Genomic DNA, 20,564 nt, shown 5'->3' on the forward strand with positions numbered 1-20,564 from the left:
TCATGACGTTATTTACAATTGATGAAGTACGAAAAACGTTTAAGAATGGTGAAGTCGAGGAAGAGATCTTAAAGGGCATCAATCTTTCTTTAAATGAAGGAGAGATTACAGCATTGGTAGGTGCTTCTGGCTCTGGGAAAAGTACATTATTAACGATCGCTGCAGGACTACAACCAGCAACAGATGGGCAAGTGTTATTTGAAGAGCAGAATCTTACGACGATGAAAACCGACCAGGTACGAAAATTACGTGCAAGTAAATTCGGTTTTGTTTTTCAATTTGCACATCTCGTTCCCTTTTTGACAGTGGAGGAACAATTGCTATTAATGCTAGATGTAGCTGAATCTCCATTAAAAAAGAATGAACAGAAATATGAAGTCAATCGGCTATTGGAGTTAGTTGGAATGGAACATCGTAAAACTGCCTATCCTTCCTCCTTGTCAGGGGGAGAGAAGCAACGTGTAGCAATTGCACGTGCTATTATTCATCAACCGAAAGTATTGTTTGCTGATGAACCAACGGCTAGTTTAGATTCACAGCGCTCTAAAGAGATTATGTTGTTATTAAGAACATTAACAAAAACTTTAAATATAACAACATTATTAGTGACGCATGACGAAGAAATGTTGGCATATACAGATCGTATTATTAAAATGAGCGATGGTGTCGTATTATAAAATAAGCAAGGCTCCCATTAGAAGGGAGCCTTGTGAAACATTAGGTTAAACGTGCATTACGACTCACTTTACAAACCATTCTCATTAACGCTTTGTGTAAAAAAGGAAAAATAGTAAAAACAACATCCAGTGTTTTGCGCATTGGCATTGGACAAATGATAGGCTTATTTTGATGAACACCCTCTATAGCCATTTTTGCAATTCGCTGAGGTGAGATCATTTTTTGCTGCTTTAATTGTTTGGTGATAATGGATTTATCCATATGAATCGCCTTTGCATTATCGAAAATTGGTGTATCCACAAACGTTGGACATAGAGTGCTCACCTTAATCCCGAATTCCTCAGCCTCATAGTGTAGAGAGGTTGTTAGTCCTATAACAGCATGTTTGGTAGTAGCGTATGCAGTAGAAAAAGGAGAAGGTCCTAACCCTGCAGCAGAGGAGGTATTGACGATATGACCAAAACCTTGTTTTTTCATAAGTGGGTAGCCTATTTGAGTCCCATAAATGACACCCCATAAATTAATGGCCATAATTTCCTTCCAATCCTCAATAGTCATTTCACCCATCTCCCCATACATAGCGATACCAGCATTATTAAACAGATAATCTATACGGTGAAATTCTTCAAATACATCATGAATGACAGAAGTTACATTTTTGTAATCGGTTACATTTAAATGTACAAATTTTACATTGGCGATATCCTTATTTAACTCTGCTTCTAACACACGACCCTCATGATCTTGAATATCAGCAATAATGACAAATATATGTCGAGCAATTAATTCTTGGCAAATAGCCTTTCCTATCCCTGAAACACCGCCAGTAACAACAGCAATCTTTCTCATCTTTAGGACCTCCCGATTTTGTCTCCTTCGACTTTATAAAGTTCAATGATAGAGCTATATTGCTGTGCCACTAAATCAGCACCTTTACTATTCAAATGAACACCATCTAAAGTTACATGTAGCCCTCTTTTTTGAGATAATTTATCGATACGTAAAGGACTTTTGTAAAATAAAACATCCAGTAGGACTCTTATTACATTCGTATTAATAAAGCCTGAGCACTCCAAATGTTCTAAATGATCTTTAAAGAGATTTTGCATATTTACAAAATAAACATTGCCAGATTTCATTGAAATAGACTCCATAACAGACGTTAATTGTGTTATTTCTTTGTTAGAGGGATTTTGAAGATCTTCTCCTACTAATGCTGGAGATACTAATACAACATTTTTGGAAGCGTCATGTGCTTTCTCTAATACCTTGAGGCAGTACTCTTCGAATTCAATGTGATCCTTCGCCACAGGCTGTGCTTGCACCTTTAATAATTTTGAATAGACGTCATTGACGCCTATCCAAAGAATAAGGAGATCATAGGAAGATTGGAGCGGCATTTTTTCCAAGCGAGTAAATAAACTTTTAATCGTCTCGCCTGGATTTCCAAGATTATCGAATGAAATATGAGGATATTGATGTTTCAAGAGATCATAAAATGAAACGCCTGGACGACCTTCTGTTAAGCTATCACCTATTAAACCTACTTTCATTTAAACCCCACCTTTTTTAATTTCTTTTAAGAAAATCGTTATTGCCTGTTGAAAGAGTGGTTCTAATGATTTCAAGTTATGAGTATTGGTCAGCTGACATAATCCACCTAGCCATGTGCCAAGTAAGACGGTCCATGTATCTACATTGCCATGAACAAATTCGTTTTGGTCGATGCCCTCTTGAAGAATTGCTCGATAAGCATTCATTGGCGTAATAGCTAAATTGAATAACTGTTGTATTGAATCAGGACTTGATTTGGGATTAGATGCCAGTTCCTGACCGGACTTTAGTAAGGGTGTTTGATACTCATAGAGGACATGCATGGCCATACCATACAATTTATCTGTTGATGTGGTGTATGAAGATTCTTGTTGCAACCATTTGTCATGCCAATTTTTCATCGATTGCTGCGCCAAAAGCACAAATAACTTTTCTTTATTTTCGAAATGATAATAAATATGTCCTTTACTATAACCAGAGGCTTTTGAAATATCACCAACAGATGTCTGATTATAGCCATGTTGAGAAAATAATTGGATGGCATGTTTGATAATCTCAATCTTTGCCTTGTCACTGTCATAGCGTCTTTTACTCAATGTTGTACTCCTTTAATGTTTTGAACAATCGTTCTAATTTAATTATACATAATTTTCTAACTAATTAAATACATAAATTTTTTATTTGGAATATTGTCAAATTTCTAAAGTTGCAGGAAGGGAATTCCAATTAATTATTGAATTATTTGTTATGCTAAAAATGAGGGGGTATATGTATGGGAAAAGTGATTGGCTTTGAATTAAATAGTCAGGAACCGGAGAAAGCGGCAGCTTTTTATAGTAAAGTGTTTGGCTGGGAGGTGGCAGCTCCAAAGTGGGATTATTGGGCAGTTATGACTGGGAATGAAGACAAAGCTGGAATTAATGGTGGCATTGGTAAAGGACCAAGCGATTTTCCGCATGGTACAAGAATTCAAATTGAAGTGGAGGCAATTGACGAAGTCATTGCACAGGCAAAACACAATGGTGCTACTATTTTGCGTGACAAAATGGCGTTTGATGATTTCTATCTAGCTTATTTGGTCGATCCGACTGGAATAGGAATTGGATTAATTCAATATAAAAATAACGAATAAAGTCTCTTTTAATAGAGGCTTTTTTCATTTTAAGCATATGGGTACGTCTTTATGGGTATAGAATCGAAGGAGGAGGGATAATGTGAAGAACATATTGAAGCTAGTATGTTTGATCCTGATAACGATTGGTATATTACCGAAGGAAGTGCAGGCAGCCAGCTTTATCGATCTAACGGATGATACATTAACGACGGAAATTCATTATTTAGTAGAACAGGATATTGCGAAAGGGTATTCGACTAACTTGTTCAAGCCGAATGATTTTATTACGAAAGCACAAGTAGCTGTAATGCTAACACGTGCTTTAGGATTAAACACGATCCATGTGCAAAATCCAAACTTTCAAGATGTAACAACCACTCATAAATTTTATAAAGAAATTGCGGCTGTGCAAAATAAAGGTATATTTGATACTGCCCATAAATTTCATCCAGATGCACCGCTTACTAGGGGGGAAATGGCGATTGTGCTAAATAGGGCCTTTCAATTAAAAGGTTCAGATCCTTATTATTTTACAGATGTGAGTAAGCAGACACCAGGTTATAAAGAAATTTTAACACTGGCCCATAATCATTTAGTAAGGGGCTATGAGAATGGTTCGTTTAAACCTAATGACCCTGTTACACGCGCCCATTTCTCAGCGTTTTTAGCGAGAGCAATGACTCTTTCTAAACCTAACTTGCTAAGGGACCCCGCATTTGAATATACGTATGCCTATTATTCTTTAAGTGACAATAAGCGTTATACTTTAAACTATCAATATCAGCAACACGACGGTAAAAATGATGTATGGACAGTCAAAAATGTAAGTACAGGACAAACTATCTCTGATGAGCTTTTATATGGTCATGATCGTGCATACGGACAAGCCATTGCTAGTGAAGCTAACACACATTATGATTTATATATAGAACTTCCACTTAGAATAGGTGTTGTTTTACATGAAGATGATCCAGGGGTTTCTGCAGGGGAACGAGTAACTGTAAAATCTACTGATGGTACGGTACAAGCTGGTGATGTGCAATATACGGGCGTGGTTATAGTCGAGAAAAGGTCAGAATTTAGTGATGTAGTGAAAACTTATTACTTTGTAGATGATATAGGTTTAGTTAAAGAGCTACACAATGACATAGTTGTGTTTGAATTGCTCAATAGGACAATGAAATAATGTGAAAGGAAAGCAAGCCACCGATGGACTTGCTTTCCTTATTGTTGTACAGAGATATGAAAAAAACGCTGTAGAGCTTGCAGCCATTCCTTCTCAGTGTTTGTTGTATAGGTAGTTAAAGATTGTCCTTCATAAATTCTAAATTCGTTGTTCATCATGGTATGACGGCCACCAATGGTTCGAATCATAGCAATTTTATTTTTTTGCTTGGAAAGTCGTGGTGCAAATTTTGCATCATTGGCATCGTCGTGAAAACTATAAAGCAAACGCCAACTATGTTTAGCTTGTTCCAACAGCATCCAACCATTCGCTTCATCATAATCTATTTTATATAACTCTTTACCTTCACGGTGTTGATAGCCAGCAATCAGTGGCACTGGTTTACAGGGTGCTAATGCACCGACACCTACATCCGAGATATAGTATTGTCCACTCATATTTACTAGTAATAATTGATGCATAGGAATTTCCTCTGGAGGGGTATTTTCCGCTACGTTGCGCCAAAACTGGGCATAACGATTGGTGACAGAAAAGCCAAGCTCTCGTAGAAGCCAGCTGAATAAGATATTTAATTCAAAACAATTGCCACCACGTTTATCAATAATTATTTTCTTAAATATATCAGGAATAGCGAAGGAGATACCACGATTCAAGGCAACATCTAAATTTTCATAGGGAATGGTTAATAGATGTTTAGTTTGTAGTTGTCCAAGTAGTTGAATAGATGGCTCTAACGTTCCTTGAAATTGAATATACTGTAAATAGTGCTGAATCTGTTCATTCATAAAATCGCCTCACTTCCTTATTAATAACATAACCGAAATAGTCTTAGATTACACGCATAAACTGAAGTAGGAAATGATAGAAAAATAGCTAAATAACTAGTAAGATTAATATATTAGCTACTATAAAGTGAAATATTTTACATATTAGTTAATAATATTAATGGTAAGGTAGGTATCGTATAAAGAATGAAATGGATAGAAGTGAATACATATGAGGAAATGAGTGAAGTGGCAGCTACTATTTTCTCAAAACAAATACAAGAGAAACCTGATAGTGTTTTAGGTTTAGCAACTGGTGGATCACCTGTAGGCATGTATAAAGAATTAGTGGCACGACACCAAGCTGGCCATTTATCTTTTAAGGAAGTACAAACTTTTAACTTGGATGAGTATGTTGGCATTGAGCAATCAAGTCCAGCAAGCTACTTTACATTTATGCATGAGAATTTATTTAATTTTGTGGATATACAGCCGAAAAATGTCTATTTGCCAAATGGACAGGCAGCCAATTTAGCTGAAGAATGTGCTGCATATGATAAGCGCATTGAAGAAGCAGGAGGCATTGATTTACAGCTTCTAGGAATCGGTGTAAATGGACATATTGCTTTTAATGAACCAGGCGCATCGTTTGATGCCAAGACGAATATTGTGGAGCTAACAGAGTCAACAAGAACAGAAAATGCTATTTATTTTGATGATCCATCTGAAGTACCAACACATGCCATTACAATGGGCATCCACTCCATAATGAAAGCAAAGGAAATCGTTCTCATTGCCTTTGGTGAAAAAAAGCTCGCGGCGATTGAGAAATTGAAAAGTGGTCATATTACAGAAGAATTCCCAGCAAGCCAATTATTAAACCATCCTAATGTTACAGTAATTTATGGTGGTACGAATTAGCAAAAATAAGCAAAGACTTCTTAGGATTGAAGTCTTTGCTTATTTATTTTTCCTGATAAAATAACCCCTGCTACAACGGCTAGTCCACCTATAAGCTGAAAAGAGTGCAATCTTTCACTTAGAAAAAGAACAGCGAAAATGGAGGCAAAAACAGGAATGAAATTTAAATAAATACTTGCTTTGTTCGCTCCCAGCTGTATAACACCACTGTTCCAGCAGAGAAAAGCAATGATAGAGGCAAAAATACCAACATATAAAATAGCAGCAAAGGTTGACCATTCCCAATGAATTGCTGTTGCACTAGACAGTGTTTCATAGAGAGAAAAAGGAAATAACATCATAGCCCCAAGTCCAATCGTCACTAGAAAGGTAGACTGCCCTGGTAAGCGAGTTGCATATTGTTTAATGAGCAATGAATATATGCTCCAACATAATACTGCTGCGATTACAATTAAATCCCCTTTGTTGAAAGTAAAATGGACAATCCTTGTAAAAGAGCCACCCATTATAATAAAGGCAACTCCACTCAGTGATAGAACGGTCCCTATTAACTGATATTTTGATAGTTTTTCCTTCAAAAAAATAAAGGAAAGTATGTAAATCATTATGGGCGTAGAAGAGTTCATTAAAGATGCATTAATGGACGTTGTGTAATGTAATCCAATGTAAACAAGTGTGTTAAATGCTGTAACACCTGTTAATGAAAGAATGATGACAATAAACCAATGTCTTTTCAGTAACCGCCATTCACGTTTTAATTGGTGAAATGCAATGGGAAAAAAGATAATAAATGCGACGCACCAGCGTAAAAAGGCAAGTGTTAGGGGAGGAATATCTTCACTAACGGCACGTCCAATAACAAAATTACCACCCCATAAAAGAGTTGCGAGTACTAATAATATATATGGTGGAATTTTCAAGATGCTTTAACCCCTTTATTAATTGAATAGTAAAGTTAATTATAGGCAGTCAGTATAGCAATAATCAATGCCTCTGAAGTTTTGCTATGCTAAAATAAGGACAACAAGAGGAGGAATAACTGTGAAAAGTACCGTACCATGTTTACAAAAGGGAGATTTAGTCGGTGTTGTTGCACTTTCAAGTCTTGTAGAGCCTGAAAAACTAGGAGAAGCAGTAGCTTTTTTGGACGAATTGGGTCTTCGCTATATTGTGGGTGATACGATTCATGCAAAACATGAATATTTGGCAGGAAGTGATGAAATCAGACTAGCTGATTTTCATGAGATGGTAAAAAACCCAGAAGTGAAAGCAATCTTTTGTGTAAAGGGAGGCTATGGCTCTGCCAGAATTGCTGATAAAATTGATTATGCTTTAATAGAAGAAAATCCTAAGATTTTCTGGGGCTTTTCTGATGTTACATATTTACATTGTGCGATTAATGAGTATGCCAATATGGTGACATTTCATGGGCCAATGCTGATGTCAGCTAATAAGATGGATGATTTATCAAAAAAAATGTTTTTACAGCTATTTTCCCCTATGGAAATTCAGTATACAGAGGCAATTTCTCCGCTAACAACGATTGCTGGGGGCATCACACGTGGTGAAATGATCGGAGGAAATCTTTATCGTCTTGTCAGCACACTAGGTACCAAATTTGAAGTAAGAACTGAAGGTAGGATTTTATTAATAGAGGATGTAAATGAAACAATTCCAGTTATTGACTCAATGCTTCAGCATTTAAAACAAGCAAGGAAATTTGAGCAATTAGCAGGAGTCGTCATTGGTTCATTTACACAGACAGGATCTGATGAAGAAGCACTTCATTCGTTAATGAAGGAGTATTTTACAGATTTAGGAATACCAGTCGTGGCAGGTTTTAAGTTCGGACATGAAACAACGAATATAGCCATTCCATTAGGAACAGAGGCAATTTTAGACGCACAGGAAAAGGTGTTGAAAATATTACCAGGTGTGCATGTATGATAGGGAGAGGAAATATGGATATTGAAAAAGTACTGTATGAAGCTGCGGTTGCACTAGCAGAAAAAAGATATCCCACTGGATGGGGAGGAGCTGCAGCCTTATATACCGCGGATGGGCAAATTTTAACAAGTGTCGCACCCGAGGTAATGAATGCTGCTACTGAATTATGTATGGAAACAGGTGCTATTTTAGAGGCACATAAATTGAATACAAAAGTAACGCATTCGATTTGTGTTGCTAGGGAAGATGAAACATCTAAATTTGTAGTGCTGACACCCTGTGGAGTCTGTCAGGAAAGACTTTTTTATTGGGGAGAAAATGTAAAGGCAGCGATTACGAATGCAGATGGAGAATTGGTATTTAAATCATTAAAGGAAATTCAACCTTATCATTGGTATAAGGCATATGAACAATAAAGTAAAAGACATTACAAAAAATGTAATGTCTTTTTTAGCTTCGTTAATAAGGCTCAGCATCGTGTCCTTTATTCATGGCATCTTGAGGTGCTTGATCACCATTGATATTGCCAAGTGGTTTTGATGCAGAGGAATCTTTTTTAGCGTTGTGCAAACCTTCCTTGAGTAAGCGACCATATTCTTCGTCGGCTTCTTGTGCCAAAGCAATCATGGCATTTTGAATATCCTCATGACAGACCGATAGATCACGTATTAAATTTTTAAGAAGTTCTTCGCGTTCCCACTGTTCAAAGTTACGATAGGTTTCACCAGCCTGTTTCGTATTACTTTGACGATCAATCGATTCACGAACAAGGTTCCCTTCAATGTATGGTGTATATTCTTTACCAGCTTGTGTTGCTTCCTTTAATCCATTCAGCATGGATGGCTCATAATTAATATGTGGATTTTGTCCAGGTGCCAAATCACGCTTATACATCATTTGTCCACCATGTTGATTGGTCGCTACACGTTTTTTTGGTGCATTAATTGGAAGCTGTAAGTAGTTGGCGCCTACACGATGGCGTTGTGTATCAGAATAAGAGAAAGTACGACCTTGCAACATTTTATCATCAGAGAAGTCTAAGCCATCAACAAGCACCCCTGTCCCGAAAGTAGCCTGTTCCACCTCAGCAAAATAGTCTTCAGGGTTTTTGTTTAACACCATTTTGCCAACTGGATACCATGGAAATTGATCGTTTGGCCAAAGCTTTGTATCATCCAATGGATCAAAATCAAGCTCAGGGTGTGAACCATCCTCCATAATTTGAACATGTAGCTCCCATTCGGGGAAGTCTCCACGTTCGATAGCATCATATAAATCTTGTGTAGCATGATTGAAATTTTTCTGTTGGATTTCCTCTGCTTCTTTTTGTGTTAAATTTTTAATACCTTGTAGCGGTTCCCAATGATATTTGACAAGGACTGCCTTGCCTTCACTATTCACCCACTTGTACGTATTAACCCCAGAGCCCTGCATCATACGATAATTTGCTGGAATCCCCCAAGGAGAGTAAACGAATGTTACCATATGGAAGGTTTCTGGTGAGCTAGCACAAAAATCAAAAAAACGTTCAACGTTTTGAATATTAGTAATGGGATCAGGCTTAAAAGCATGAATCATATCTGGAAATTTGAGCGCATCACGAATAAAGAAGATCTTTAAATTATTGCCCACTAAATCCCAATTGCCATCCTCTGTATAAAACTTTACTGCAAAACCGCGGGGATCACGCAATGTTTCTGGGGAGTGACCACCATGTATAACAGTTGAAAAACGCACAAAGACAGGTGTTTTTTTCCCTTTATCCTGAAAGACTTTTGCACGTGTATACTTAGAGATAGGTTCATTGCCAACAACACCATAGGTTTCAAAATACCCATGTGCTCCAGCTCCACGAGCATGCACAACCCGTTCTGGAACTCGCTCTCTGTCAAAATGACTCATTTTTTCTAGAAAATCATAATTTTCCAATGTTGCAGGACCTCGATTACCGACTGTTCGCAAATTTTGATTGTTGGTAATTGGATGTCCCTGTCTGTTGGTCAATGTCATATCTTGCTCATGTGTTGCATCATCTTGCTGTGTCATAGTATGACCCCTTTCCTATAGATACTTCCATTTTGTCCTTGAAAGGGGCAAACTAGTCATCCAAATTATCCCTTTGAACTACTTAAAAAAGCTCTCCATACATAAATGTAGGAGAGCCCTGGATGGCGTTTTCAAATGGAATCAAGTTGTTTTGAGTATGGCCATTGCTTATAGTTGGTCATTAGTCATCGGTCATACAGTAACAGGTAACTTGTTATTGGTTTTTAACTAATTAGCTGAAAAGCTAGATTTGAAAACAGCACATCCAACTCGGGTTGGAGTCTCACCGTCCCGAGTCTAGAAATAACGGGAATCGTCAAAGTTAATTTGAATACTGTAATTTTTTGAATTAATAAGATTAGATAGCTTATGTGCATCTTTTTCAAGCTTTGTAGCTCGTTCTCTATATTCATCTGGCTCATACAAAGCAATTTCATATAACATTGTATTTTCGCCATAGCCAAATCTTACACTCTCTTTTTCTCGCATACTGAAATCTTTACACATATCAGCCTCGGCACGAAGTTGTGTTGCTAGTTCGATGGCCTCTACTAGTGCTAGCTTTTGACCTTTAAAGTCTACCGTGTTTTGGATGTTTGCTTCGTAAACGAGGCGGTCTAATGTACGAGTATCTAGACGAACTTGGGCTAAGTCAGCTTCAATAAGGGGGAGTGCTCGATTACTTGTTTTAGGGGCTTGTCCCTTTTCAACTGTTACAAAGGCACTGCGATGTAGTTCGTTTACTAGCTCTTGAGTTTTCTTTCCTAAAATACTTTTTAGTTTAACAGCTTCTGCAAGATTAATCACGAAAACACGTCCTTTTTATAGTGTTATAGAGGGTACATCATTTGATATAATTGCGATTTGATAATGTCCTCCATGAATTTGATTAAACATTTTCCCAGCTGACGCTAGCAGTTCATTCGCTGCATCATTTGTTAAGGAAGGGCGGAAATAAAAAATATGTAACGCATCAGTTGTTTCCTCTGTGACAGCTGTGCGTTTAGAATCAACAAAAGGTGAGCCAAATGCTCCTACCTCATCACGACTATACAGAATATTTTCTAATGTGTTAAAGCGCCCATTCAAACCTTCATAACCAATCTCGTCATGACCAAGATCAATTGTTACAAACCCTTTGATTTGAGCAACATCATATAGCCCAATTGGCATTTCATATTGAAGTGAAAAGAAATTATTTAAATCAACACCTGAATGAATTGGCGTTAAATAGTTCTGCTTACTAATTCGACGCATAAGGCTTTCTGCTGAGTGACGATAGCGGTTTGGATCAGCACCAAGCTTTTTCCAAATTTGTCGCCATTCTGCGATCCCCTCACGCTGTGTTACAGGAAGTTCCTGCATTTCAAGAAAAAGATTTTCCTGATACAATTGCATACGCCCTTTAATCATTTGAGGGGATTCTGCTACAACAATTTTGGTATAATGAATAATGCCGATTTTTAGCTCGGGATGTTGTGTTAATAGAGTTGGGTTAATGGAAATTTCCAATGAACATCACCTACTTTATCTATTTCTAATATTGTACCATGTAAGGAGTTGGAAATAAAATGAACATACACGACCTGCAACGTGATTTTGTGGCATATGCGATGTCCATTGGTGTTGATAAAATAGGTTTTACAACAGCAGCTCCCTTTACAGAATTAAAAAACAGATTGCGTCGCCAGCAGGAGCTTGGCTATCAGTCTGGATTTGAAGAAAGTGATATTCAAAAACGTACAGAACCCCTTCAATTACTAGATGAAGCAGAGAGTATTGTAGCGATAGCTGTGGCTTACCCTTCACGTATGCAAAATGCACCAATTGGTAAAAGGGGTGCGCGACGTGGAATTTTCTGCCGTGCTTCATGGGGTGTCGATTATCATACAGCATTACGTGAGCGTTTAAAGCTATTATCCACTTGGCTTGAGGAACATGTCAAAGGTGTACGTATTGAATCAATGGTTGATACAGGAGCCCTTGTAGATCGGGCGGTAGCTGAACGTGCAGGCATTGGGTGGAGCGGAAAAAATTGCTCGATTATAACGCCTGAATTTGGTTCCTATGTGTATTTAGGAGAGCTCATTACAAATATTCCATTTGCGCCAGATAAGCCAATGGAGGATGAATGCGGAGATTGTCGACTGTGCTTGGATGTTTGTCCAACGGGAGCCTTAATTCAAGGTGGACAATTGGATGCACAGCGTTGTATTGCTTTTCTGACTCAAACGAAGGGTACATTACCAGATGAGTTTCGTAGTCATATCGGTAATCGACTCTATGGCTGTGATACATGCCAGACAGTATGTCCTAAAAATAAAGGGAAAATTAATTGGATACATGAAGAATTTATACCAGATCCAGAGCTAGCCAAACCATTATTGACACCGCTTTTAACGATTACTAATCGAGAGTTTAAGGGGAGATTTGGTCATGTTTCAGGCTCATGGCGTGGAAAAAAGCCTATCCAGCGTAATGCCATCTTGGCACTTGCTCATTTTAAAGAGGAAGCCGCCATACCAGATTTGATTGCTCTACTTCATAAAGATGACCGTCCTGTCATTCGAGGCACAGCCGCATGGGCTTTGGGTAAGATTGGCGGAGATACTGCACAAACTGCCTTACATGAAGCAGAAGCTACAGAGCAGGACGAAGAAGTGCGAAGTGAAATTTATAAAGGGTTGCAGTTTTTTAAGTAGTATTGGATGTAGAAGCAATTGACTAACTACAGTTTAATGTAGGGATGAAATCAATTGCTTGGAGTTCCTATGATTGAGAGCGGATCCGCTCTAATTGTGAGAAGAGTCGCTCCAAAAGAGGAAGGCTTCGTTAACTTTTTAAAGAGTCATCTTAAAGAATTTTTTAATAAGGAAGTGTGTCGTTATGCCATTGCATATCGTTTTATATCAACCAGAAATACCAGCCAATACGGGGAATATTGCACGTACCTGTGCGGGTACTAATACATCGCTCCATTTAATTCGTCCGCTAGGTTTTTCAACGGATGATAAAATGCTGAAACGGGCGGGCTTAGATTATTGGCATAGTGTAAATATTGTCTATCATGATTCACTTGAGGATTTTATAGAGTACTCTAAAAATGGAGATGTTTATTTAATCGAAACATACAGTGATGAGCCGTTTACGAAAAATGATTTTAGTGATCAAGACCGAGATATTTATTTTATGTTCGGAAAAGAAACTACAGGTTTGCCGAAGGACTTTGCTTATGAACGCCGAGATATGTGTTTACGTATTCCACAAAGTGATCATGTGCGATCACTTAATTTGTCCAATACGGCTGCAATTGTTATTTATGAGGCATTACGTCAACAAGGATATCCAGGGTTACATTAAAAAGCAGTTCTCCGCTTGTGAGAACTGCTTTTTAATATTAAAACTTTAATAACACAACATTCCCCGCAGGATCCTCTGTTTGGAACCCTCCGACGATTTCCGTAACGGGTGCACCTATACCACGAAGATTATCTTTCATAGTTGCCGCTTGTTCTTCGTTATCTAAACGCAATGAGAACGTTTTTAAGCCAACTTGATTTTTTCCAAGCTTTGGTGCATTCTCTGAGTGCCAAGTATTTAAGCCGATATGATGATGGTAACGGCCTGTAGAAATAAATAATGCTTGGGACCCGTAGCGTGTGACAATATCATAACCTAATCCCTTTGTATAAAATTGCTCGGCTTCAGCCAAGTTAGAGACCGATAAATGAATATGGCCCATTACTGTGCCAGCAGGCAGACCAAGCCAGTTGCCATCGCCCTCTTCTAAAATAGAACGAATATTGAGTGGTTCTGTCACCATATGCACCTGATTGTTATGCCATGTCCATTCACTTTCAGGACGATCTGCATAAATCTCGATTCCATTATGATCAGGATCATTTAAATAGAGTGCTTCACTTACAGCATGATCAGAAGCCCCAAGGTACACACCTTTTTCGTGAAAATGAGAAATAACATTAGCTAAGTCACGTCGACTAGGTAATAATAGGGCGAAGTGATAAAGTCCTGTCGTCATGCTAAGCTTATCTTCTACGGTTTTAGGCTGAACAAGAGTTAATAGAGCTGTTTCTCCATCGGCAGTTAACATAGCTTTATGTGAATCTTGTTGTAACACTTTAAAGCCAATAATTTCTTGATAAAAGGTTAAAGAGCGGTGTAAATCACTCACTTTTATTTCAACATTCGTTACATAGGTGTTTGGTTTTTCATGAAAATGCATTTTGAATACCTCCAAATAGTTATCTTTTTTCATTAAGTTACTTTATGTAAGTTAGTTTATTTTAAAAATAAAGGAAAGTCAAGTATTTCTATTGTTCCACAAAAAAAGAAAATCACTAAGCTTTTCGAAAAGCTTAGTGATTTTCTTGAGATATTATTTGTCAGCTTTGTAGTCGCCTTCGTATCCAGCAGTGAAAATAGCTGTTAAGAAAGCAACTGTTACACCAATGATTAATAATAATTTCATGGAAGTAACCCTCCTCATGTTATAAAGAAATCTCTTTTTAGTATAGCCTATCTACTTTAAAAATGAAACGACATAGCAGAATAAAATATGTCAGAAATGGTTCAAACAGCTTGATATCGGGAAAACTAAAAGTGAGGTGATTAGTATGGAAAAAAAGGTGCCAAATATTGAAAATGGGACAATGGTGAGAGATATGAAAGAATTAAAAGATTTGGGCAAGCAGATGGAGCATTTACGTGATGGTCTAGAGCTTGCGGAGGATGAGCGAATCGCTGATCCAATTCAATTGGAAGATGTTGAACAGAAGAAAAAGTAGTATATAAACCAGCCGCTTTATTTTTCTTAAATCCAATTTTTTGTATAATGGAACGAGGATAAGAAAGGGGTTGTGCTTTTTGAATTTACAATCAACGAAAACATTATCAAATGGTGTAGAAATGCCTCGTTTTGGCTTAGGTGTTTACAAAATGACAGAACGTGAGGAAACATTACAGGCTATTGATAAAGCACTTCAATACGGTTATCGAGCTATTGATACAGCATCCTTATATGGGAATGAGGTAGAAGTAGGAGAAGCTATTCGTCATTCAGGCATTCGTCGTGAAGATATTTTTGTTACAACAAAAGTATGGAATAATGACCAAGGATATGATGCAACATTACGTGCTTTTGAGGTTTCGCTAAAGAATTTAAATATGGATTACCTAGATTTATATTTAACACATTGGGCTGTCCCTGAAACATTTGAAGAAACATATCGAGCTATTGAGCGCCTTTACGATGAAAAATTAATTCGCTCAACAGGTGTATCGAATCATCATGAGCATCATTTGGAAAAAATATTGGCTAAGGCAAATACTGCACCGATGGTTAATCAAGTGGAGGTACATCCATATTTACAACAGCAGTCATTAAGCGCATTTTGTAGTGAACACCAAATTGCTGTTACTGCATGGTCTCCACTAGGACGTGGTGGTGTACTTGCTGATCCTACCATTATGGAGATTGGGAAAGAAATCGATAAAACCCCTGCTCAGGTAGTACTGCGTTGGCATTTACAAAATGATACACTCGTTATTCCCAAATCCGTAACACCGAGCCGAATTGAGGAAAACGCACAGATTTTTGATTTTGAATTAACCCAAGATCAAATGGAGAAAATGGCAACATTAAATCGTAACCAACGATTTGGACAAGATCCTGATCATTTTAAATTTGATTTTTAAAAAAAGAATAAATCCCGCACTCCTATAGAGGCGGGATTTTTCTTATTGCTCGTCCTTGACGATAATACGTTTATTTAAAAAAGGATGGTCAAATTCTAATTGAATGGCATGTAGTTCGTAGTCATCACTTACTGTTTCTCGTGCACCATACATTGTATCCCCAATAATTGGATGGCCAATATAGGCTAAATGCACACGGATCTGATGTGTTCGCCCAGTCTCAAGTATGAGATGAACGACACAGGAATTTTTGTAACGCGCCACCACTTCATAGTGTGTTACAGCATGCTGTCCAGTTTTGGACACAACACGTCTTGTGGCATGGTGTCTGTCTTTGCCAATTGGTTCAGCAATCGTTCCAGAAGACGTTCGTAAGTTACCTTGCACCTCTGCTGCATACGTACGAATAATGGTTTTTTCCTCAATCATTCGATCGAAAATGGACTTTGCTAAAGGGTGCTTTGCTACTAGTAATAAGCCCTGTGTCCCTTTATCAAGACGATGAACATGTTCAGCATAAATGCCACCCTGTTCTTTGATATGTGCCATGACATGGTTCATACATGTATGTGTATCACGAGCATCATTAGGATGTGTTGCCATACCTTTTGGCTTTGATACGATTAAACAATGGTCATCCTCATAGACTACATCAATAGCACATACAGGTGTTGGTTTGTAGCTAGAAGTTGGAACAGGAAACGTAAATTTGATTATTGTTCCAGTTTGTAATGGTGTATTCCATTGAATCAGCTCATCATTTACCAATGTGATGGCTTTGGCCATACGCAATTCATGAACGAGTTTTTTACCGAGTCGCCAATGATTACGTAGCAATTCTTCCACACTTAAGTTATCTTCAGCAATTTCATAATGAAACATAGATCTTCCTCCGTAGAAAAAACCGTATTCCAAAGGTAGAACACGGTCTTTCGATTATTTTGCAGCTTTAGAAGCTTTGATTAAATAAAAGCTTGCCCCTGCGATTAAAATAAATGCAGTTAATGCTAAAAACGGAATAGTAATAAAGCCTAACCAATTAATATATTGTCCTGTACAAGAAACTGCGCCACAGGAGGGGGCATTTTCAGCTAAAAAGCTAAGCTTTTGAATTCCGTAATGGTAAAGTGAAATACAGCCGCCAACCACAGAAAATACAGCTGTTGTGACAGCAATACGTGCATTTTTTTGTATAAATGCTACTGTCGTCATTATAACAATTGGGTACATAAAAATACGTTGAATCCAACATAATTTACAAGGTTCATAATGACGAATCTCAGAAAAATATAACGAACCTAGTGTTGCTATAGCAGAAACAATCCAAATAAATAATAAGCCATTTTCTTCTTTTTTAGACATATTCAATCTTCCCTTCATAAAACCATGTCCTTGTTCGATTATAGTGGTTCTAGTTTTATATGTAAATCAACTTACACAAAATAAGGTATGTGATGAATTTCAGTCTAAAGTATGAACGGTGGAAGCAGACGCTTTCAATAGCTTAATGGTATCATTAACAATAGTAATGCTAAAGAAGAGGTGTTTTCGTGAGGGAGAATGAGCATTCCAATATCAGTATTTTAAAAGAGATTGCTGAACTATTAAATGAAGAAACTGAAATTGTCACAATGCTAAAAGGTGCGCTCATCAAATTTTTAAATGGCACCAATTTTGAAACAGGCTGGATTTTTTTTATTGATGCAAAGGGGCGTTCAGAACTAGTTGTCCATGAAAATCTACCAGAGGCATTGGAATATAACAATTGCCATTATTTAAAAAAGGGCGGTTGTTGGTGTGTATCGCGTTATCGTAATGAAGAGCTAAAAAAAGCCTCCAATATTATCGAGTGTCAGCGTATTGAAAGTGCCATAGCTGCAAATGTTGGGGATCATGAAGGAATCACGCATCATGCGACAGTACCTCTTCAATCTGGACAAGAACGTTTTGGCGTATTAAATGTTGCATCTAAGGATACAGTACGCTTTTCAGAGGAGGAGCTTGCTTTATTAGAATCAGTTGCCTTTCAGATGGGTTCAGCTATTAAGCGAATTTTACTGACAAAGCAGGAGCAGGAAATGGCGCTTGTGAAGGAACGTAATCGCCTAGCTCGTGATTTACACGATTCAGTTAATCAACTACTATTCTCGGTTACGTTAACAGCTAGGGCTGGCATTGAAATGACGGATGATTGCGAAGTGAAAGAAACATTTAAAGAGATTCAGCATTTAACACAAGATGCACTTACAGAGATGCGTGCGTTAATTTGGCAATTGCGACCTAAAGGATTGGAAAATGGTTTACTTGAGGCCATGAAAGTATACGCTGAAATGCTTGGCTTAAAACTACATGTTACGGTTTCAGGCGTATTGCAATTTCCCTCACGTATTGAAGAAACATTATTTCGCGTAGCCCAAGAGGCGTTAAATAATGTACGTCGCCATGCAGGTGTATTAGAGGCAGCATTGTATATTACTGTTACGTCAACAGATATTTTGTTGGTTATTCGTGATGAGGGACGGGGCTTTGTCATTGACAACAATACAAAGTTGCTTTCAATGGGCTTACAATCTATCAAGGATCGTGCAAAATCAGTTGGTGGAACTGCCGACTGGGTAAGTGAAATTGGCAAAGGTACGGAGCTGCTAATCCGCTTGCCATATTAAGGGGGAGAGGACATGATACGTGTATTAATTGCAGACGATCATCACGTGGTGCGTAGAGGACTACTGTTTTTCTTAAAGACACAAAAGGATATTGAGGTTGTTGGAGAGGCCAAAAATGGGCACGAAGCTGTTGCATTAGCAGAAAGCATTCAACCAGATATTATCTTAATGGATTTAGTCATGCCTGAAATGGATGGCATCCAGGCGACTAAACGCATCAAAGCGAAGTTTCCACAAATAGAAATTTTAATGCTTACTAGCTTTTCTGATCGAGATCATGTGGTTCCAGCAATGGAGGCAGGAGCGGCAGGCTATCAGTTAAAAGATATTGAGCCAGATGAATTGGTCTTATCCATTCGTCGTATTATGCGTGGTGAAAACACTCTACATCCTGAAGCAACGTCAACGCTTGAAATGGATCGCCAGGAGTCTCAGAATGCACCCCATTTATTAAATCCGCTGACACCTCGTGAGCAGGATGTGCTAGCAGAGCTTACAAAAGGAAAGAGTAATCGGGAAATTGCATCCTCACTATTTGTCACAGAAAAGACGGTGAAAACCCATATTTCGAATATTTTTACAAAGCTACAGGTACAAGACCGTACACAGGCAGCACTGTATGCTGTTAAGCACGGGCTAACTGAAGGTAGTGGGATATAAATAAACGGCGAGCTTCTACTCACTTAGAAGCACTCGCCGTTTTTTACATTATTTATGTTGAACAAATAATTTTTTAGATATCTCTAATAATGTAGAGCTAGGTGTTAGTGCTAAATCTTCCTCTAGTCTTTGCGTATATGTTTGGAAAATTTTGAGTGCCTGTTCATGAAGCCCTGCCTGTATTAACGTATATAAATAGTGCTCAAGTTTTTGTTCATTATAGGGATCATACTCTATTAATGCATGTAAAAATTCCATAGCTCTTTCAGTATCTGAAAAGACCGTTGTTTGAAACCCTTTTTCTAATAGCTCTATGTATGATTTCATTAATTTATCTTTATAGGCAGTTGACCATTCATAATCATCAAAAACAAATAAGCCATTCTTATAAATAGAAAGACATTGATTAATCAAAGAAATAGAAGGAAATTCAAGTCTTGAAAAATCCTCATGAAGTTTTTGAAAATCGTATAAATCACATACGATATTTGGCTTTTCGAAGATATAGTATTTATTTGAAAAGACAATACAGTTTTCGTAGCCAATTGTATTTAGAGTTTTCCTTAAATAAGATAGAGCTGTATGAAGATTTGATTTGGCTCGTACATAATCTAAATCTGGCCATAGAATTTCAATTAAATAATCTCGATGAATCGGTATATTTGGATGCAAAATAAAATAAGCAAACAATTCTTTTGTCTTTTCTGTTTTAAATGCCACTAAACTATTGTTACTATAGACGGCAAATTGATCGAAGCATTGTACATTTAAGACAGTTTGTGTAGCCTGTTGAAGCATTTGCTGAATGGAAAATTCATGCTCAATACGGGCTACAGTTTTTTCTAAACGGGCATGACTGATAGGCTTTAATACATAGTCGAGACTGCCAATTTCATAGGCTTGTAATGCAAATTCATGATAGGCGGTAATGAAAATTACACTGACTTGTGGGCGTTCCGTTTTGATAATATCAGCAACTTCAAGTCCTGATAATTCCTGAAGTTTTACTTCTAAAAAGATAGCCTCAAATTCCATAGTTGGTAGTTCATTCAGAAATACTTCTACGCTTGTAAAGGTTTGCATCACCTGTATTTGTTGAAAGGCATGTAGTTTATTTTGAAAATAGTGTAAAGCTAACGGTTCATTGTCTATTAAAACGGCTCGAATCACATCAAACTCTCCTTTATACAATTAAATTAAAAACATTAAACTCTAGTTCATTTTGGGTGAAAAGGCTTCCTATATATAGTGAAGGGCAAGAAAAGTGAAAATCACTCAACTTTTCTATTAAAAATTTGATGCCAGAAAAAAGC

24 protein-coding genes are annotated in these 20,564 nt (G+C 37.5%); 12 read left to right on the forward strand and 12 right to left on the reverse strand.

The features are described 5' to 3' along the window. The first annotated feature begins 2 nt into the window (after positions 1-2). Positions 3-677, forward strand: a complete 675-nt coding sequence (locus AAJG31_RS17280) for an ABC transporter ATP-binding protein (protein WP_048391842.1) — start codon at positions 3-5, stop codon at positions 675-677. Positions 678-717: 40 nt separating this feature from the next. Here AAJG31_RS17280 and AAJG31_RS17285 read toward each other — a convergent pair whose 3' ends face one another. Genes AAJG31_RS17285 through AAJG31_RS17295 form a run of 3 tightly spaced genes read right to left on the reverse strand, consistent with a single transcriptional unit; the run spans position 718 to position 2,828 of the window. After that, positions 718-1,527 (reverse strand): SDR family NAD(P)-dependent oxidoreductase, encoded by an 810-nt coding sequence (locus tag AAJG31_RS17285; RefSeq protein WP_279496167.1) that lies wholly within the window; start codon positions 1,525-1,527, stop codon positions 718-720. Between the two features lie 2 nt (positions 1,528-1,529). Next, a complete protein-coding gene (locus AAJG31_RS17290; protein ID WP_259420062.1) occupies positions 1,530-2,231 on the reverse strand; it encodes an SGNH/GDSL hydrolase family protein in 702 nt (233 codons plus the stop codon). Further along, on the reverse strand, positions 2,232-2,828 hold the full coding sequence (locus tag AAJG31_RS17295; protein ID WP_066038296.1) for a TetR/AcrR family transcriptional regulator: 597 nt from the start codon (positions 2,826-2,828) through the stop codon (positions 2,232-2,234). A 176-nt stretch (positions 2,829-3,004) separates the two neighbouring features. Here AAJG31_RS17295 and AAJG31_RS17300 point away from each other — a divergent pair, with 176 nt between their 5' ends. Together AAJG31_RS17300 and AAJG31_RS17305 are read left to right on the forward strand one after the other, a co-directional pair. Next, on the forward strand, positions 3,005-3,364 hold the full coding sequence (locus AAJG31_RS17300; RefSeq protein ID WP_048391834.1) for a VOC family protein: 360 nt from the start codon (positions 3,005-3,007) through the stop codon (positions 3,362-3,364). Positions 3,365-3,446: 82 nt separating this feature from the next. Continuing rightward, a complete protein-coding gene (locus AAJG31_RS17305) occupies positions 3,447-4,532 on the forward strand; it encodes an S-layer homology domain-containing protein (protein WP_279496160.1) in 1,086 nt (361 codons plus the stop codon). 38 nt (positions 4,533-4,570) lie between these two features. Here the strand turns inward: AAJG31_RS17305 and AAJG31_RS17310 are convergent, their stop codons facing one another. Next, complete coding sequence (locus AAJG31_RS17310) at positions 4,571-5,317, reverse strand: arylamine N-acetyltransferase (protein WP_112116655.1); 747 nt, start codon at positions 5,315-5,317, stop codon at positions 4,571-4,573. A 186-nt stretch (positions 5,318-5,503) separates the two neighbouring features. Between AAJG31_RS17310 and nagB the strand changes: the two genes are divergently transcribed. Next, positions 5,504-6,217, forward strand: coding sequence for a glucosamine-6-phosphate deaminase (nagB, locus tag AAJG31_RS17315; RefSeq protein ID WP_279496157.1), 714 nt, complete (start codon positions 5,504-5,506; stop codon positions 6,215-6,217). Positions 6,218-6,237: 20 nt separating this feature from the next. Here the strand turns inward: nagB and AAJG31_RS17320 are convergent, their stop codons facing one another. Next, entirely contained in the window at positions 6,238-7,137 is a 900-nt protein-coding gene (locus AAJG31_RS17320) for a DMT family transporter (protein ID WP_103118818.1), read from the reverse strand. 121 nt (positions 7,138-7,258) lie between these two features. On the opposite strand from AAJG31_RS17320, the gene AAJG31_RS17325 reads away from it, so the two are divergent. After that, positions 7,259-8,164, forward strand: a complete 906-nt coding sequence (locus AAJG31_RS17325) for an LD-carboxypeptidase (protein ID WP_054548667.1) — start codon at positions 7,259-7,261, stop codon at positions 8,162-8,164. A gap of 14 nt (positions 8,165-8,178) precedes the next feature. Continuing rightward, positions 8,179-8,580 (forward strand): cytidine deaminase, encoded by a 402-nt coding sequence (locus tag AAJG31_RS17330; RefSeq protein ID WP_048391850.1) that lies wholly within the window; start codon positions 8,179-8,181, stop codon positions 8,578-8,580. A 43-nt stretch (positions 8,581-8,623) separates the two neighbouring features. Here AAJG31_RS17330 and AAJG31_RS17335 read toward each other — a convergent pair whose 3' ends face one another. The 3 genes from AAJG31_RS17335 to AAJG31_RS17345 form a co-directional block, all read right to left on the reverse strand. Continuing rightward, a complete protein-coding gene (locus AAJG31_RS17335; RefSeq protein ID WP_259949891.1) occupies positions 8,624-10,210 on the reverse strand; it encodes a catalase in 1,587 nt (528 codons plus the stop codon). Positions 10,211-10,507: 297 nt separating this feature from the next. Beyond that, positions 10,508-11,017, reverse strand: a complete 510-nt coding sequence (locus tag AAJG31_RS17340) for a hypothetical protein (protein ID WP_048391820.1) — start codon at positions 11,015-11,017, stop codon at positions 10,508-10,510. 15 nt (positions 11,018-11,032) lie between these two features. Next, positions 11,033-11,722, reverse strand: a complete 690-nt coding sequence (locus AAJG31_RS17345; RefSeq protein ID WP_048391818.1) for a phenylalanine--tRNA ligase beta subunit-related protein — start codon at positions 11,720-11,722, stop codon at positions 11,033-11,035. A gap of 59 nt (positions 11,723-11,781) precedes the next feature. On the opposite strand from AAJG31_RS17345, the gene queG reads away from it, so the two are divergent. Both queG and trmL read left to right on the forward strand, forming a co-directional pair. After that, positions 11,782-12,912 (forward strand): tRNA epoxyqueuosine(34) reductase QueG, encoded by a 1,131-nt coding sequence (queG, locus tag AAJG31_RS17350; protein WP_103118816.1) that lies wholly within the window; start codon positions 11,782-11,784, stop codon positions 12,910-12,912. A gap of 184 nt (positions 12,913-13,096) precedes the next feature. Further along, positions 13,097-13,570: a tRNA (uridine(34)/cytosine(34)/5-carboxymethylaminomethyluridine(34)-2'-O)-methyltransferase TrmL gene (gene trmL / locus AAJG31_RS17355; protein WP_004230835.1), complete on the forward strand. Its 474-nt coding sequence runs from the start codon at positions 13,097-13,099 to the stop codon at positions 13,568-13,570. A 37-nt stretch (positions 13,571-13,607) separates the two neighbouring features. On the opposite strand, the gene AAJG31_RS17360 is transcribed toward trmL, so the two are convergent. Then, positions 13,608-14,453, reverse strand: coding sequence for a VOC family protein (locus AAJG31_RS17360; RefSeq protein WP_054548665.1), 846 nt, complete (start codon positions 14,451-14,453; stop codon positions 13,608-13,610). A gap of 391 nt (positions 14,454-14,844) precedes the next feature. Between AAJG31_RS17360 and AAJG31_RS17365 the strand changes: the two genes are divergently transcribed. Both AAJG31_RS17365 and AAJG31_RS17370 read left to right on the forward strand, forming a co-directional pair. After that, the gene (locus tag AAJG31_RS17365; RefSeq protein ID WP_004230831.1) at positions 14,845-15,015 is read left to right on the forward strand and encodes a hypothetical protein; all 171 of its coding nucleotides are present in this window, start codon (positions 14,845-14,847) and stop codon (positions 15,013-15,015) included. 79 nt (positions 15,016-15,094) lie between these two features. After that, positions 15,095-15,925 (forward strand): aldo/keto reductase, encoded by an 831-nt coding sequence (locus tag AAJG31_RS17370; protein WP_279496148.1) that lies wholly within the window; start codon positions 15,095-15,097, stop codon positions 15,923-15,925. A 42-nt stretch (positions 15,926-15,967) separates the two neighbouring features. Here AAJG31_RS17370 and AAJG31_RS17375 read toward each other — a convergent pair whose 3' ends face one another. Together AAJG31_RS17375 and AAJG31_RS17380 are read right to left on the reverse strand one after the other, a co-directional pair. Continuing rightward, positions 15,968-16,807 (reverse strand): RluA family pseudouridine synthase, encoded by an 840-nt coding sequence (locus AAJG31_RS17375; protein WP_054548663.1) that lies wholly within the window; start codon positions 16,805-16,807, stop codon positions 15,968-15,970. Positions 16,808-16,861: 54 nt separating this feature from the next. Beyond that, positions 16,862-17,287, reverse strand: a complete 426-nt coding sequence (locus AAJG31_RS17380; RefSeq protein WP_048391807.1) for a disulfide oxidoreductase — start codon at positions 17,285-17,287, stop codon at positions 16,862-16,864. 188 nt (positions 17,288-17,475) lie between these two features. Between AAJG31_RS17380 and AAJG31_RS17385 the strand changes: the two genes are divergently transcribed. Both AAJG31_RS17385 and AAJG31_RS17390 read left to right on the forward strand, forming a co-directional pair. Then, positions 17,476-18,591 (forward strand): GAF domain-containing sensor histidine kinase, encoded by a 1,116-nt coding sequence (locus AAJG31_RS17385; protein ID WP_054548662.1) that lies wholly within the window; start codon positions 17,476-17,478, stop codon positions 18,589-18,591. Positions 18,592-18,603: 12 nt separating this feature from the next. Beyond that, positions 18,604-19,251, forward strand: coding sequence for a response regulator transcription factor (locus AAJG31_RS17390; RefSeq protein WP_054548661.1), 648 nt, complete (start codon positions 18,604-18,606; stop codon positions 19,249-19,251). 48 nt (positions 19,252-19,299) lie between these two features. Here the strand turns inward: AAJG31_RS17390 and AAJG31_RS17395 are convergent, their stop codons facing one another. Next, on the reverse strand, positions 19,300-20,421 hold the full coding sequence (locus AAJG31_RS17395) for a response regulator (protein WP_103118812.1): 1,122 nt from the start codon (positions 20,419-20,421) through the stop codon (positions 19,300-19,302). Positions 20,422-20,564: the final 143 nt, after the last annotated feature.

Origin of the sequence: Lysinibacillus sp. BS3, from assembly GCF_039614735.1 — a bacterium.
GTDB lineage: Bacteria > Bacillota > Bacilli > Bacillales_A > Planococcaceae > Lysinibacillus > Lysinibacillus capsici.

Bases quoted from the DNA above. Each gene is read 5' to 3' on its own strand.
- AAJG31_RS17280 (WP_048391842.1), top strand. From the start codon at position 3: ATGACGTTATTTACAATTGATGAAGTACGAAAAACGTTTAAGAATGGT.
- AAJG31_RS17285 (WP_279496167.1), bottom strand. From the start codon at position 1,527: ATGAGAAAGATTGCTGTTGTTACTGGCGGTGTTTCAGGGATAGGAAAG.
- AAJG31_RS17290 (WP_259420062.1), bottom strand. From the start codon at position 2,231: ATGAAAGTAGGTTTAATAGGTGATAGCTTAACAGAAGGTCGTCCAGGC.
- AAJG31_RS17300 (WP_048391834.1), top strand. From the start codon at position 3,005: ATGGGAAAAGTGATTGGCTTTGAATTAAATAGTCAGGAACCGGAGAAA.
- AAJG31_RS17310 (WP_112116655.1), bottom strand. From the start codon at position 5,317: ATGAATGAACAGATTCAGCACTATTTACAGTATATTCAATTTCAAGGA.
- nagB (WP_279496157.1), top strand. From the start codon at position 5,504: ATGAAATGGATAGAAGTGAATACATATGAGGAAATGAGTGAAGTGGCA.
- AAJG31_RS17330 (WP_048391850.1), top strand. From the start codon at position 8,179: ATGGATATTGAAAAAGTACTGTATGAAGCTGCGGTTGCACTAGCAGAA.
- AAJG31_RS17335 (WP_259949891.1), bottom strand. From the start codon at position 10,210: ATGACACAGCAAGATGATGCAACACATGAGCAAGATATGACATTGACC.
- queG (WP_103118816.1), top strand. From the start codon at position 11,782: ATGAACATACACGACCTGCAACGTGATTTTGTGGCATATGCGATGTCC.
- trmL (WP_004230835.1), top strand. From the start codon at position 13,097: ATGCCATTGCATATCGTTTTATATCAACCAGAAATACCAGCCAATACG.
- AAJG31_RS17360 (WP_054548665.1), bottom strand. From the start codon at position 14,453: ATGCATTTTCATGAAAAACCAAACACCTATGTAACGAATGTTGAAATA.
- AAJG31_RS17365 (WP_004230831.1), top strand. From the start codon at position 14,845: ATGGAAAAAAAGGTGCCAAATATTGAAAATGGGACAATGGTGAGAGAT.
- AAJG31_RS17375 (WP_054548663.1), bottom strand. From the start codon at position 16,807: ATGTTTCATTATGAAATTGCTGAAGATAACTTAAGTGTGGAAGAATTG.
- AAJG31_RS17380 (WP_048391807.1), bottom strand. From the start codon at position 17,287: ATGTCTAAAAAAGAAGAAAATGGCTTATTATTTATTTGGATTGTTTCT.
- AAJG31_RS17390 (WP_054548661.1), top strand. From the start codon at position 18,604: ATGATACGTGTATTAATTGCAGACGATCATCACGTGGTGCGTAGAGGA.